Here is a 13,183-nt window from a genome sequence, read left to right as displayed (position 1 = left end):
GCCGTCACAAGCAGCCCGCCAATGGTCAGCACCATTGACAGTATGATGTAACGAATTGCACTGCCCATTCGGCTCGTCACCTTCAGAAAATCCCGTTTTCCTGCTGCAGCTCTCTGATATACGCCACGATGCCCTTCACATCCGCACGGGTCAAGCCATCGACCGGCGGCATATTGCCGAACTTCCAATGGTGTGCCCGAACTCCATTCTGGACTGCCACATAAAATGACTCGTCCGAATGGTGGCTTGGTTCATAGATTTTATGCACCAAAGGTGGTGCAAGGCCTTCCAGACCTGTTGCATTCGCGCCATGGCACGCCGAGCATTTGGCGTCGAATGCCACTTTGCCGACGGCCGCAAATTCGCTTAGCTGGTCCGGCAGAGTGACGTTTTCGATTGGGTCTCCTTGCTCCAGTGCTGACGTATCGGGCGGCGTCATCGAGTGACCTGTTGGTTGCTGATTTAAGTTGTAGACGAACGCGGCGGCGCCTGCGATCACTACTCCGCCGATCAAGAGTGTAAGTTTATCCATCTCTGTTCTTCACATGATTGTCAGTTCTTAGGTTCAACGCGCGCAAAAAAAATCGGCCTGACCAAGGTCAGATCAGTTTTACCTGAGTGCCCACAGTGGCCAGTTCGAACAATTCCGCAATCTGCTCGTTGTACAAGCCAATGCAGCCGTTGGAGGATCTTCTCCCGATCTTGCGCGTGTCGTTGGTGCCGTGGATCCGGTAGTATTGCCAGCTCAAATAAAGTGCATGTGTCCCCAGAGGATTCTCCGGACCCGGGCCCACATAATCGGGCCAAGCGGGGTTGCGCTTTTTCATTGCTGGTGTCGGTCGCCAAGACGGCCCTTCGACCTTGCGAGTAACTGTGGTGTAGCCCAGCCTTGTAAGGTCTTCCGTCAGCGGTACGCTGGTTGGATACATTCGGTAGACGCTTTCGTCTTCCGACCAATATTGCAGGACCTTGGACTGTGTATCGGACAGGATCACACCATTCTTAAGCGTATCAAAGTGGTCCTGCCATTTAGCAACGCGGAATGAGGAAACATTGCGGCGCGTCCCCTCAGTTGCCGTTGATTGGGCCCAAACGGCCGGTGCTGGAAAAAGCGTCGTCGCAGCAAACGCGGCAATCACTCCACGTCGCGTAACAACCTTTCCTTCTTTGCTCCGTTTCATGCCTGCCATCCCAAAGTTTATTCTTTTTTTCCGACTCAAATAACTCGTATGCCCGGTTCCTGCGCTGGAAGGTCAACACGCAAATGACATTTCATATGGGATGTCTCGTCTGAATTGTCGTTGCCGTTGGCGCAGGGATATTTCCTTAGAAGGCGGACCCAAATCATCAAGTCATTGTGGAAAAGCAATTTTTCTTGGACGTAACTCCAGGCTGCTTTAAGCAAAACCTGACTTTCTTGAATCAACCGAACACAAAAAAGCAACGCTAACAATTGCTTAGTTCTTGGTGAATTGATGTGATCACCCGTCGATGCGAGGGTAGCAGGCACTACAAATGACAATCACAGTGGACTAAACACCATGTCCTTCAGGAAAGCTTTCCAAGCACTGGCCGCACTTTTGTTCATCGGCGCTTGTACCGAAACAACGTCAATATCTGCAGATAGCGAGCCCGGAACGCTTTCCCAAGTTCCTGACGCCGTAGCCCAGATTGCTGCTCCGGGCCAGGACCTGAACGCAGTGAAAATCATGCCTGAGGACGGTTGCTATTGGTATCGCTATGTTGGGCCAGTTGAAACAACCTACCTACCACTTAGGACTATTGAAGGGCGCCCAATCTGTACGCGCGCCTGACAAGCGCCTGTCAGCTGGTCGCGGTCAGAAGCCGCTCGGGAGGGTAGAGATGAGCCGTGGACCCTGGCCTGACACGATCATAAAGCCCGATGATATGTGGCATCGCCATCCTTACGCAGCCAGAACTTGCGCGACCTCCGATAGATCTTGGATAAGGCGTTCCGTGAATTCGCAGGTATGTGTCGCGACCACCTTCGAACAGATAAAACGCCCTTGATCCCAATGGGTTTGTCGGCCCACCGGGCACACCATCTGCGAATTGCGCATATTCATCAGGGTCGCGCTCAATCATTTCGGCTGTAGGAGTCCAACGCGGCCATTTGGCCTTTCGCTTGATCGTGTAGACTCCGGGCTCGTAAAGATTGCCTCGGGCAATGGCTACGCCGTAACGCATTGCTGTGCCACCGTCTTCGATGAAATACAGATATCGTGCCACCGCGTCGACATGAATGTCACCCGGAGTAAGTGGTCGATTGGTTTGCACACGCTGAGGCAGGAAACGTGGGTGTAAACCCCAGGGATTGGATGTTGCGGGATCAAAATTGGCTGGAGTTACTTGCGCATCCCACTCCGACCATTGCGAGGCCGCCGCCGACGTCACTCCAAAAACCGGCTGAGAGAAAATGGCGAGCGAGGCTGCAACAAAATGTCGTCTGGTCAGCATTGATAGCGCTCCTATTGGCTGGTTGGTGTCTGGAGTTAGTACCCAGGGGATTAGACAATCCGCGACGGGGGAAGATTTGTCCATTCAATTATTCGTTCGATATCGCTTCGACCCACCCGCGAGTTTTCAAGGCTTAAAGTGACCTAGGCAGCTTCGTGTTTAACCTGAAACTTCACCAGGCGTCGGGACGACAATGCCTGCTGTTCATACCCCTAAAAACTTCCCTGTTCCGGCCGTGTCTATGCACCAAGTAAGGCCCAAGCAAATGCTGGACTGGTTTGACAGCGTCAAATTCGCTTCGCGCCAAAACAGCTTGACCTTCCATCGTGGGAAGGCGTTAGCAGAGGTCTCCAATCCAAATTTTGGAGTTGAATGTGAAAGAAAAACAGACTGCAAACGCGCCGCAGGCGTCAGTACCGGTTAGCGGCGGCAAGATAATGAAATGGGGCATGATGGTATGTTGCATTGCCATGATAACGCCGATCGCTCTCTACTTGATCGCCGGCGGGACGGTTGGTGGGCTTTCTGACTCCTTGGGTCTTTTCGCACCGTTGATCCTGTGCCTCGGAGCCCATTTCTTTATGCACAAGGCGATGGAAAAATCCTGTCATTCGAACAAATCTGAATCGGAAAGACCAAAGGCAACAGACGCCGCGGTCGGACCGAACCCAGTACACCGGCAATAATCTTCAATCATGAAGCTTTGGTGCTCAAGGTTGGCCGCCATGTCGCTGGCCGCTCTTTCGCTGGCGGCTTGCGCACCACGCCCTAAACTATGCCCGCTGCAACCGCCGCAGCCTGAATACGCCCTGCCCCAAGGTTGCCGGGTTCAATGGGAGGGCGCGGATGGCGGGGCCTATTTCATCTGCGAAGACGGGCGCGAAGGTTTCGTGAGCTGATCGTGGGGATGTGACATTCCGGCTCGTTGACCCTCCAGCGCTGGAATCTGGCAGAGACGGGTGCAAAACAACCGATGGCAACGCGCAATGGCAAGAACACTCCTAAATTTATGTATTATGATCTTGGGGTTAATCTTTGGCCAGACTTCCGCCGGGACAAGCCTTGCAGCTACATCCCAAGCGTATGAATCAGAGCCCCTGGTCGCACACATAATTACCGCGCAGGACGGGATCGCGCCTGACGTCAAGACGATCACTGCAGGACTGCATCTGAAACTGGGCGAAGATTGGAAAACCTACTGGAAGTCGCCTGGTGAGGTGGGAATTCCGCCCAAGATCACTTGGAACGGCTCGCAAAACGTCAGCGACGTACAGTTTCACTGGCCCGCGCCGATCCGTTTTCGCGCCTTCGGGATCGAGAATTTCGGGTACAAGGACGAAGTGGTCTTTCCGCTGACCGTCACACTCGAGAACCCCGGAGCGCCAGTTGACTTGAAGGCCGCTGTGACAACGCTGATCTGTTCCGATATCTGTGTGCCGGTCGAGTTTTCGCTGGACTTGTCGCTGACTCAGGGAACGGGTCGGGATCAGGACTCGGCCCGGCTTATAAATGCCTTTCTGTCGCGGGTGCCAACCACGGGAAACACAAGCGGAATGAAGTCCGACGCCGCGACCCTGGATACCGAGTCCGAGATGCTGACGCTGAATTTCACCAGCGACCTGCCCTTTGATGCGCCTGATGTCTTTCCCGACATGGGACGTGACACCGCGTTTGGTGCACCCGACATCCGGCTCGCTGGCGACAGGCGTCAGCTATGGGTGCAGTTCCCGGTCCTCGCTCTGGCACAGGACCCCCCCGCCTTGTCCGTCACGGTTACCGACACCAACCGCGTGGCCGAGTTTTCGCCCCGTACCGACGCTCCCCCTACCCCGCCACCATATGAGATCGCGGCCGCCGAAACTTCAGCCAGCGCGCTGGTCTGGATCATTTTGCTGGCGGTGGGCGGCGGGTTGATTCTGAATGTCATGCCCTGCGTACTGCCAGTGCTTTCGATCAAGCTTTCCTCGGCGGTAAAGGCTCGCGACCGCTCTGCGGCTCAGATTCGCGCCGGGTTCCTGGCTTCGGCAGCCGGAATCCTGACATTCATGTGGCTGTTGGCGGCTATCACCATTGCGGCGCGGTCGCTGGGCTATTCCGTCGGCTGGGGCATCCAGTTCCAGAATCCGCTTTTCCTTGCGGTGATGATCGTGGTGCTGGCGGTTTTTGCAACCAGCCTCGCGGGCTTGTTCGAGATCACGCTGCCGCAGTCGCTGAACACCCGGCTTGCCCATGTCGAAAAGGGCCGCGTGTCGCTGGTCGGGGATTTCCTGACCGGAGCCTTCTCAGCAGTTCTGGCGACGCCCTGCTCGGCCCCCTTCCTCGGCACGGCGGTGGCCTTTGCCCTGACCGGCCGACCGGTGGATATCGTGGCGATCTTCACCGCAATGGGGGTCGGGCTGGCCATTCCTTACCTGCTGGTTGCAGTGCACCCGAAACTTACCGCCGCTCTGCCTAAACCGGGGCGTTGGATGGTGGGATTAAAATGGGCCCTGTCGGCGGCACTGCTGACCACGATCGGCTGGTTGGTCTGGGTGATGGTCGGGGTGGCCGGAGACACTGCTGCAACTGCTACCGTGCTGGCTGCAACTGTTCTGGTCCTGTTGATCTGGAAAAGTACGATGATGCCACCCGTTTTGCGCTGGACAGCCCTGTTGCTGACGCTGACCGCAGCGTTTGCCGCACCGGTTGCGATTGCCGGCAAAGACCGGTCCAGGCTGCTTGAACCAGCCGGAGAGATCCCTTGGATTACCTTCAGCCGCCCCGAAATCGCCCGCCTTGTGTCGCGCGGCGAGGTGGTTTTCGTCGATGTCACAGCCGACTGGTGTCTGACCTGCAAGGCCAACAAAGCGCTGGTGCTGGAACGCGGCGAGGTTCTGGCAACACTGCAATCGGACAAAGCAATTCCGATGCAGGCCGACTGGACCCGCCCCGACGATGTGATCGCCCGTTTCCTTGAGGACAATGGACGGTTCGGGATCCCCTTCAACATCGTCTACGGCCCGTCGGCCCCCGAAGGCATCGCCCTGCCAGAGATCTTGACCACGAACGCCATTCTCGACGCGATGGAACAGGCCGCGCCGATTGCGGGCGGAGCCGTGGAAAGCGGATCCTGACCCCGGAGTTCACATATCCCGGACGCGGTTGCTCTGCTGCGCTAAACGCATGGTCTCGTGCTCTTCCATATCCAGTATCGCCTGAAAGAGTTCGCGTGCCTCGGGTATCTCGGCACGCCCGTGCAAATACCGATATAAGTCGATCACCTGATTGTGAAGATCGAAGACCGCTTCGCAGATCTCATCGACGCTCATCTGTGCGAACGGCCTGTCGCAGGCGCGATGTGGGTCGATCGGCTCATTGCCCAAATAGTCATATACCCAGGTGTTGAGCGCTTTGGGATCGGCTCGTTTCACGAAACCATCGACGATTTTCTCCAGAGCAGCCTCATGATCGGCGAGGTAGGTAAGCAACATCCTGGCCAGCTCCTGCTCTGACTGTGTCGAACAGTGGGCCAAACATTCGGCGAGCCAATGATGCATTTCCCGCGTCCAGACAATTAGATCAGAAAACGTTTCAACTTTCATGGTCTCAACCTCCTAAAGATCGGCATGCGATAGCCTAAACCGGAATTTTCCAGATGGCTCACTGGGCATCAGCGCGAAGTCGGCGCCGGCCCGATCCACGCCGGGCTGCGGGAATCAACCCCCCAGTTCCAGCAATGCCCGGTCGATTGCCACCTTGCGCGGATCCCCCTGCGGCAGGTCATCCGCCAGATCCCTTGCCCTGCCATAGGCGTTCCGGGCGCCGTCGGTCTCGCCCAGCACCGAATAGGCGTTGCCCAGCCGCATCCAGCCGTCCAGATCGCCTGGGTTTTCCTGCATCCGGCTCGCAAGCCGTTCGACCATCGAGCGGATGAAGGCCTGCCGGTCTTCGTCTGACATCTCCTCGGCCGCCGCCACCTGATCGGCAGTTGGGCCGGGCATGGAAGGGGCAAAAGCCGCCAGATTCACCGGAGCCCGTCCGATCGACGGGGCGATGCGGTTAAGCTGGGCCACAAAACTCTCCATCCATGGCCGGAACTCCTCTTCGGCGTCCATCCGCGTCTTCAGTAGGTCATAGGCCTTATCAGGCGATCCAGCCTGCTCCAGACCAATGGCTTTGTAGAATGTCGCTGCTGGGTTCGATGGGTCCAGTTCCAAGGCTCGTTCAAACGCCCGATCGGCCTTGGGCGTAACGACACCGTCATCGGCATAGACCAACGCCTCGCCATATTGCGACACCAGCGCTGAATTCGCATTGGGTCGGTCCAGCAACCCCTCGAACGCGTCTGCGGCATCTCCAAAGCGTCCCATACGCATATAGGTCTGAGCCAACAACACCCATCCCTCGGTTGGCCCGCCGGTTTCATCCGCCTCAAGCCGCGACTTCAGGCGCACGGCAAGGTCGGCGATTTCACGGGCTTCGGCCTGCTCCCCCTCGCGTTGGGCAAATGGCTGGCTGGGGATGTAGGGACTACCCAGTTGCCAATAAAGACCGGCTCCGAGCGCTGGAACTACCAGCGCGGCAAGTAAAATCAGCGCACGCCCGGAATGGCCCATTATCGCTTTGTCGTCCGATTGCCGGTCAATCGCCTTCAGGCGACGTTCTATCTCGGCTCTGGCGGCCTTGGCCTCTTCGGCTGAGATAATTCCTCGTTCCAGGTCCTTCTCCACTTCGCCGATCTGGTCGGAAAAGATGGCAGAGGCGCTTTCGCGTCTCGACAAGTCCGAGGTCTTGCGCCCCAGGCCGGAGAGGGCGAGCGTCAGAAACACCGCCACGGCCATGAATGAAAAGATAATCCAGATCATGCGTGCGGCTCCGTGAGTGAATGGTTTTCGGGATTCCGTTCTTCGCTCGCGCCGCGTTCCGTCTCTTGTTTTCGCGACTTCCGATATCGGCGCGCATTTTGGGTCAATACCGCTGCAGTCGCGATACCACCCAGCCCCAGGATGACGATAGGCGCAACCCACAGAATGTAAGTTGATGGCTTCCATGGCGGGTTGAACAGAACATAGTCGCCATAACGCGCAACCAGAAAGTCCATAACCTGCTGGTCCGTGTCGCCTGCCACCAGCCGTTCGCGCACAAGCAGACGAAGGTCGCGCGCCACGCCAGCGTTAGAACTGTCGATGTCTTGGTTCTGGCACACCACGCATCGCACCTGTTTCGAAATCGCCCGGGCCCGCTCTTCCAATACCGGATCTGCAAGTATCTCGTCGGGCTCAACCGCGAATGCCGGCTGCGACACCAGCATCGCCAGAGTGACCGCGGTAATTACAATGCGACGTATCATGACGCCTCTCCTCCGGCCGCCCGCGCCTGATCCAGCGCGGTGCGCATCTTTGAAATTGCCTCGTCGCCCAGCACCGGGCCGACAAAACGGAATACGACCTTGCCCGCGCCATCAATCACAAAGGTCTCCGGCACGCCGGAAATCCCCCATTCGATCCCGGCTCGGCCGTCCAGGTCGGAACCGATGCGCTCATAAGGGTTGCCCAGATCGTCGAGCCATTTCCGCGCGTCCTGCGGCTTGTCTTTGTAGTTAATGCCCATCAGGCGAATGCCCTCATCGCGTACCATACGCGTCAGCACCGCATGTTCGGCCCGGCAGGGCACGCACCAGGACGCAAACACGTTGACCACGATCGGAGCTGACCCGTCATTTTCCACCAGATCGGTACTGGACAGCCCGTGGGTATCCAGCCCTTCGACCGGCGGCAAGTCGAACTCAGGCACCGGCTGCGAGATCAAAACAGACGGGATTTCGTTTGGATCGCGATCGGGATTCAGTCCCCATAGCAGGAAGGCACCCAGGATGCCGGCAATCGTAATTGGGAACAGTGCAAATAGACGTTTCATTGCCCTACTCCGCCGCCACCGCAACGGAGCTCTGCCCAGTCCGTTTTCGTGGTGCACCGACGCGTAGACGCCGATCGGAGAGTGACAAGACACCACCAAATGCTAACAATCCTGAACCTATCCAGATCCAGACCACCAATGGCTCATACAAGATACGCAGGGTCCATTTGCTCTGTTCTGATTCCGCCGCCGGTTCCGATATTGAGGCGTAAAGGTCCCCTGCCAACGTCGTTCGAATTGCTGACTCGGTCGTACTGGTACCCGCCACGAGATAGGCCCTGCGCTCGGGTTGAAGCGTGGTGACATAAGCGCCATCGCGAAATACCGTCAGTGTGGCCGCGCGAGACAGATAGTTCGGACCGCGAAGCTGTTCCACACCGTCAAAACGCACGTCGAACCCTGCTATCTCAATCTGTGTTCCGGGCTCGGCAAAAGTCACGACCTCGGATTTCCAAGCGCTGGACCCGATAAAGCCGATCATACAGACAGCCAACCCCGCATGGGCCACGACCATGCCGTAATGAGAACGCGGTAGGCTGCGGGCCCGACGCAGGGACTCGGCCAACGGTGCCTCACCCAGCTTAATTCGGCTGGCCCACTCTGTCAGCACAGCGCCCAGCAACCAAACCGCAAGGCCGATCGACACTACCGCCAAGGCTGGGCCGCCGGTATCCAGATACCACACAAGCAACGCTACGAGCAGGCTAACCCCGGCCACCCATTTGAGCCGGGACAGAACACCGCGCAAATCCGCCCGCTTCCATGACAACAGCGGCCCAATCCCCATTACAACGACTAGAACCAGCATGATCGGCACGAAACTGGCGTTGTAATAAGGTGGTCCAACCGAAATCTTTTCACCTGTCACAGCCTCAAGCAAAAGCGGATAAAGCGTACCGAATAGAACCGTCGCCGTTGCGGTGGCCAGCAGCAGGTTGTTAATAAGCAAACCGGCCTCGCGGCTGATCGGGGCAAAAAGACCGCCGCCCTCCATCTCCGGTGCGCGTATGGCAAACAGCGTCAATGAACCACCGATCGCGACAGCCAACAGCGCCAAGATGTAAATGCCGCGTTCGGGATCGACCGAAAACGCATGGACCGATGTAAGCAAGCCTGAGCGGACAATGAATGTCCCCAACAAGGACAACGAGAAGGTCAAAACGGCCAGTAGGATCGTCCAACTTTTGAAGCTGCCGCGCTTTTCGGTCACAATGGCCGAATGGAACAGCGCTGTGCCAGCAAGCCAGGGCATAAACGAGACATTCTCGACCGGATCCCAGAACCACCAGCCGCCCCAACCCAGTTCGTAATAGGCCCACCAGCTGCCCAGAACGATACCAAGTGTCAGAAACACCCAGGCCGCCAATGTCCAGGGTCGGACCCACCGCGCCCATGCCGGATCGACCCGCCCCTCAATCAGGGCAGCCACGGCGAAAGAAAATACGATAGAGAAGCCGACGTAACCCAGGTATAGGAACGGCGGGTGCATAGCCAGGCCGACATCCTGCAACAGCGGATTTAAATCCTGACCATCCAGCGGTGCCGGAAACACCCGGTCAAACGGGTTCGAGGTGAACAGCATGAATGACAGGAACCCCGCGCTGATCCAGGCCTGCACTGCCAGAGTGCGCGCCTTGAGTTTCAGTGGGATGTTCCGAGCCAACAGAGACACACCCAGCCCGAAAATCACCAATATCAGAATCCACAACAGCAGCGACCCTTCGTGGCTACCCCAGGTCGCAGCCACCTTGAAAAGCATCGGTTTCAGCGAATGAGAATTGCTGGCCACATTTAGCACAGTGAAATCGCTGACCACGAAGGACCACATCAGAGCGGCGAAGGCGATAGCAACCAGCGCTGTCAGTAGGACCGAGGTCGCAGATGCCGATCGCATCCACATGACATTGTTCCGTGCTGCTCCAATCAAGGGAAATACGCTTTGCACCAAGGACACGGCCAGGGCAAGCGCCAGGGCGAACTGCCCGATTTCCGGTATCATTCCAATCCCTCCGGATTTCCGGTTTTGCGGCCTTGTCCGACAATCCAGCGCTGGAGGGTCAAGCGCATTATTGCCGCACCCCCTTCGGCTGATGCATGCTTGACGAGCGCAAATCTGGCCGGCGGCCTTGACCTTCCAGCGCTGGAGACCCCCACCATTTCGACTTCACCGATGGACGTACCGAACACTTTGTTTTCAGGGCAGGGACTCAGGAAACAAACGAACACGAGGGCATCATGACACGGAGCAACAGCAAGATTACGTGCGTCTGGCAACGCCTCCAGGCTGTAATACTGGCTGGGGGGCTGAGCCTTGGGTCAACTGCCATGGCCCAACCGGAAACCCGTCCGGCTGACAACGTGGCGATGAACCCGCAAGCCTCCAGCAACATGTCAGGTATGGGAAGCATGTCCAGGATGATGCGCCCCGACGCGGTGCCGCCAACGGGTGTCGTTGGCGGTATGCATCCACCCGAGGGTGTTTTGATGCCTGTGTTCTCTTACATGAACATGGAGATGGACGGAAATCGTACCGGAACGCAGTCGCTGTCTACCTCGAACGTTCTGTCGCAGTATCCGATCGCGCCGCTCAGCATGAGCATGAACATGGCGATGGTCGGCCTGATGTACGGTGTGACCGACGAGATCTCGGTGATGGCGATGCTGCCCTATACCCGCAAGACGATGAAGCACCAGACCCGCATGGGCCAGACCTTTAAGACCAGGGCACAGGGGTTTGGCGATCTGAAGATCATCGGCGGATATGATATCTACAAATCCGACGGGCAGGTGCTGGAACTATCTCTTGGCCTCAGTCTGCCGACTGGCTCGATAGACGAGACCGACACCACGCCAGCTGGGCCGGACCAGCTGCTGCCCTACCCCATGCAACTGGGTTCAGGCACCCACGACCTGCTGCCGGGCGTCACCTATACGGGCCAGAACGCGGATTGGTCTTGGGGCGCCCAGCTGGCCGCCGTGATCCGGATGGGTGAGAATGATGCCGGTTACACCTTGGGTGACGTCTATTCAGCAACAGTTTGGGGTGCACGGCGCTGGAATGACCAGTTCAGCTCCTCGTTGCGGGTGGTCGGCGACATCGTGGAAAACATTGACGGGTCGGATGCGCGCCTGAACCCAGGCATGGTGCCCACCGCTGATCCGACCCTGCGCGGCGGCCAGTTTCTGAGTATCGGAATCGGAGTGAATTACCTTGTGCCGGGGTCGGGCGTTTTGGCGGGCACGCGCCTGGGTATCGAGGGCGTGATCCCTGTGTATCAAGATCTGGATGGGCCCCAGCTTGAACGCGATTACGCAGTCTCCTTCGCGATACGCAGGGCGTTCTGACCCTTCAGCCCCAAACCGACTGTAAACGGACAATCAGCGCCGCCGCGGTGGTCAGAACGACCACTGACACCGCCATCAGTAGCAGGGCCAATGTCACAGGTCCGCCGCGCCCAGGTACGCGACGTGCCAGTTGGGCTGCAAATCCAGTACCGTGGGCGATCTGGCTCTGAACGACGGATAGGTATAGCGGCAGCGCTCCGACCAGCGTGGCGTACAGGTAAACGCCTGAGATGTTCTCGAAGTAGGCGGAGCGTACCAGCGTCGGACCGACTACCCGCAACGCCACTACGGGATCACCGCCGAAAGACCCGAACCAGTCTGCCGAAAGCGCGTAGATCAGCGCGTGCAGCGCGATGAACAGGACGGCCCGTAGCAGCAGGTCAATTAGCAGATACCGGGCCGGGATGGCCCCCCTGCCCCGCGCCCTTACCCCAACGGCGAAAAGAAAAAAGCTGAGATAATTTAAAAGGAAAACGACCGGCAACCCATTCGTCACCACCTGACGCAAAAACCGAACAAACGCGGGACCACTGTTCAGGAGGTGCGTCGCAAAGCCCGGCGTGCGCAAAACGAAGATGGCCAACAGCGGAAACAACGCAAGGCAACTGACGATCAGCGTGTTTCTGGCAAACTTCCAGAAAGGCAATTCAGTGGCAAAATATCTGTTCATTTCATTTAGTTTGCCAACGGTTCCAGCGCAATGTCGATGCCAATTGGTTTACAGACCTGCGACAGAACCTCCGATTTTATTATTCCGCAAGCCCTCTACCTACTTTACGCGCAAAATCTGTTACTTTTGCTCGTTACTTTTGTTGCGCTATCAGTTTCAAGTTACACTCGATAAGTATCGCTTATCAAGTATAATTGATTTTGCGGGAAAATGGGCGCAGAGTGGGCCGTATGAGCACCCCTGAGCCCTATCTCCCCGCCCCCTCCCCTGCCCTGTCGCAGTCTGACCAGGACGCCCTGACCGATCTCTATGTCCGCGGCACACCCGCCAACACGCTCAGGGCCTATGAGCGCGATTTGCTCTATGTAACGGCCTGGAAGGCAGCACGGTTCGGAGTGCCGTTGGACTGGCCCGAGAGCGAGGCCACAGCGCTGGCCTTCATTCTCGATCACGCCCGCGATCTGGGAGATGCCGCGCCCGAGGATGTCGCGCGTCAGAGTGCCGAGATGTTGATCGCGCAAGGGCTACGCAAGTCCCTCGCCTGCCCGGCCCCTTCTACGCTGGACCGGCGCATCGCCTCCTGGCTGGCCTTTCATCGAATGAAGAACCTGACCAGCCCTTTTGATGCGCCGCAGGTGAAGCAGGCCCGTGCCAAGGCGCGCCGCGCCGCCGCCCGGCCCCCTGCCCCAAAATCGCAGCAACCGATTACCCGCGATGTGCTCGAGCAGTTGCTGTCCACTTGTCGGGGGTCCCGGCGGGATTGCCGCGACCGCGCCATCTTGATGCTGGGTTGGG

The 13,183-nt window shown here is 57.8% G+C and carries 13 protein-coding genes and 1 pseudogene; 5 read left to right on the top strand and 9 right to left on the bottom strand.

The features are described from left to right. Nucleotides 1-82: 82 nt before the first annotated feature. The 3 genes from GS630_RS20270 to GS630_RS20260 form a co-directional block, all read right to left on the bottom strand. A complete protein-coding gene (locus GS630_RS20270; RefSeq protein ID WP_170417891.1) occupies nucleotides 83-532 on the bottom strand; it encodes a cytochrome c in 450 nt (149 codons plus the stop codon). 67 nt (nucleotides 533-599) lie between these two features. After that, nucleotides 600-1,190, bottom strand: coding sequence for a L,D-transpeptidase (locus GS630_RS20265; RefSeq protein ID WP_170417888.1), 591 nt, complete (start codon nucleotides 1,188-1,190; stop codon nucleotides 600-602). Between the two features lie 634 nt (nucleotides 1,191-1,824). Beyond that, entirely contained in the window at nucleotides 1,825-2,478 is a 654-nt protein-coding gene (locus GS630_RS20260; protein ID WP_050605720.1) for a L,D-transpeptidase, read from the bottom strand. Nucleotides 2,479-2,852: 374 nt separating this feature from the next. On the opposite strand from GS630_RS20260, the gene GS630_RS20255 reads away from it, so the two are divergent. The 3 genes from GS630_RS20255 to GS630_RS20245 all read left to right on the top strand — a co-directional run bounded on the left by GS630_RS20255 (nucleotide 2,853) and on the right by GS630_RS20245 (nucleotide 5,591). Continuing rightward, nucleotides 2,853-3,164 carry a DUF2933 domain-containing protein gene (locus GS630_RS20255; RefSeq protein ID WP_255612174.1) on the top strand — a complete coding sequence of 104 codons (312 nt, stop codon included), beginning with the start codon at nucleotides 2,853-2,855 and terminating at the stop codon, nucleotides 3,162-3,164. 39 nt (nucleotides 3,165-3,203) lie between these two features. After that, on the top strand, nucleotides 3,204-3,377 hold the full coding sequence (locus GS630_RS20250) for a hypothetical protein (RefSeq protein WP_170417885.1): 174 nt from the start codon (nucleotides 3,204-3,206) through the stop codon (nucleotides 3,375-3,377). Between the two features lie 87 nt (nucleotides 3,378-3,464). Then, the gene (locus GS630_RS20245; RefSeq protein WP_253285959.1) at nucleotides 3,465-5,591 is read left to right on the top strand and encodes a protein-disulfide reductase DsbD; all 2,127 of its coding nucleotides are present in this window, start codon (nucleotides 3,465-3,467) and stop codon (nucleotides 5,589-5,591) included. A gap of 9 nt (nucleotides 5,592-5,600) precedes the next feature. On the opposite strand, the gene GS630_RS20240 is transcribed toward GS630_RS20245, so the two are convergent. From GS630_RS20240 to GS630_RS20220, 5 genes are all read right to left on the bottom strand, one after another. Continuing rightward, nucleotides 5,601-6,059, bottom strand: coding sequence for an ATPase (locus tag GS630_RS20240; RefSeq protein WP_170417881.1), 459 nt, complete (start codon nucleotides 6,057-6,059; stop codon nucleotides 5,601-5,603). 114 nt (nucleotides 6,060-6,173) lie between these two features. Next, nucleotides 6,174-7,322: a c-type cytochrome biogenesis protein CcmI gene (ccmI, locus tag GS630_RS20235; RefSeq protein ID WP_170417878.1), complete on the bottom strand. Its 1,149-nt coding sequence runs from the start codon at nucleotides 7,320-7,322 to the stop codon at nucleotides 6,174-6,176. After that, nucleotides 7,319-7,807 carry a cytochrome c-type biogenesis protein gene (locus tag GS630_RS20230; RefSeq protein WP_170417876.1) on the bottom strand — a complete coding sequence of 163 codons (489 nt, stop codon included), beginning with the start codon at nucleotides 7,805-7,807 and terminating at the stop codon, nucleotides 7,319-7,321. Before GS630_RS20230 ends, ccmI begins: the two co-directional genes overlap by 4 nt. Further along, nucleotides 7,804-8,373: a DsbE family thiol:disulfide interchange protein gene (locus tag GS630_RS20225; RefSeq protein WP_170417873.1), complete on the bottom strand. Its 570-nt coding sequence runs from the start codon at nucleotides 8,371-8,373 to the stop codon at nucleotides 7,804-7,806. Before GS630_RS20225 ends, GS630_RS20230 begins: the two co-directional genes overlap by 4 nt. A gap of 4 nt (nucleotides 8,374-8,377) precedes the next feature. After that, the gene (locus GS630_RS20220) at nucleotides 8,378-10,372 is read right to left on the bottom strand and encodes a heme lyase CcmF/NrfE family subunit (protein WP_170417870.1); all 1,995 of its coding nucleotides are present in this window, start codon (nucleotides 10,370-10,372) and stop codon (nucleotides 8,378-8,380) included. A 236-nt stretch (nucleotides 10,373-10,608) separates the two neighbouring features. On the opposite strand from GS630_RS20220, the gene GS630_RS20215 reads away from it, so the two are divergent. Then, complete coding sequence (locus GS630_RS20215) at nucleotides 10,609-11,718, top strand: transporter (RefSeq protein WP_171712211.1); 1,110 nt, start codon at nucleotides 10,609-10,611, stop codon at nucleotides 11,716-11,718. A 4-nt stretch (nucleotides 11,719-11,722) separates the two neighbouring features. Here the strand turns inward: GS630_RS20215 and GS630_RS20210 are convergent, their stop codons facing one another. Next, nucleotides 11,723-12,388, bottom strand: a complete 666-nt coding sequence (locus GS630_RS20210) for a hypothetical protein (RefSeq protein ID WP_050605729.1) — start codon at nucleotides 12,386-12,388, stop codon at nucleotides 11,723-11,725. A gap of 194 nt (nucleotides 12,389-12,582) precedes the next feature. Between GS630_RS20210 and GS630_RS20205 the strand changes: the two are divergent. Continuing rightward, a pseudogene (locus GS630_RS20205) lies at nucleotides 12,583-13,183 on the top strand (integrase); the annotation flags it as partial.

This window comes from Ruegeria sp. HKCCD7303, from assembly GCF_013111185.1.
Classification (GTDB): domain Bacteria; phylum Pseudomonadota; class Alphaproteobacteria; order Rhodobacterales; family Rhodobacteraceae; genus Ruegeria.
Note: the sequence above shows the minus strand (reverse complement) of the source record. Positions and strands in the feature narration are given on the sequence as shown.

Excerpts from the sequence above, each read along its gene's own strand:
- GS630_RS20270 (WP_170417891.1), bottom strand. The coding sequence starts at position 532 with ATGGATAAACTTACACTCTTGATCGGCGGAGTAGTGATCGCAGGCGCC.
- GS630_RS20265 (WP_170417888.1), bottom strand. The coding sequence starts at position 1,190 with ATGGCAGGCATGAAACGGAGCAAAGAAGGAAAGGTTGTTACGCGACGT.
- GS630_RS20260 (WP_050605720.1), bottom strand. The coding sequence starts at position 2,478 with ATGCTGACCAGACGACATTTTGTTGCAGCCTCGCTCGCCATTTTCTCT.
- GS630_RS20250 (WP_170417885.1), top strand. The coding sequence starts at position 3,204 with ATGTCGCTGGCCGCTCTTTCGCTGGCGGCTTGCGCACCACGCCCTAAA.
- GS630_RS20245 (WP_253285959.1), top strand. The coding sequence starts at position 3,465 with ATGGCAAGAACACTCCTAAATTTATGTATTATGATCTTGGGGTTAATC.
- GS630_RS20240 (WP_170417881.1), bottom strand. The coding sequence starts at position 6,059 with ATGAAAGTTGAAACGTTTTCTGATCTAATTGTCTGGACGCGGGAAATG.
- ccmI (WP_170417878.1), bottom strand. The coding sequence starts at position 7,322 with ATGATCTGGATTATCTTTTCATTCATGGCCGTGGCGGTGTTTCTGACG.
- GS630_RS20230 (WP_170417876.1), bottom strand. The coding sequence starts at position 7,807 with ATGATACGTCGCATTGTAATTACCGCGGTCACTCTGGCGATGCTGGTG.
- GS630_RS20225 (WP_170417873.1), bottom strand. The coding sequence starts at position 8,373 with ATGAAACGTCTATTTGCACTGTTCCCAATTACGATTGCCGGCATCCTG.
- GS630_RS20220 (WP_170417870.1), bottom strand. The coding sequence starts at position 10,372 with ATGATACCGGAAATCGGGCAGTTCGCCCTGGCGCTTGCCCTGGCCGTG.
- GS630_RS20215 (WP_171712211.1), top strand. The coding sequence starts at position 10,609 with ATGACACGGAGCAACAGCAAGATTACGTGCGTCTGGCAACGCCTCCAG.
- GS630_RS20210 (WP_050605729.1), bottom strand. The coding sequence starts at position 12,388 with ATGAACAGATATTTTGCCACTGAATTGCCTTTCTGGAAGTTTGCCAGA.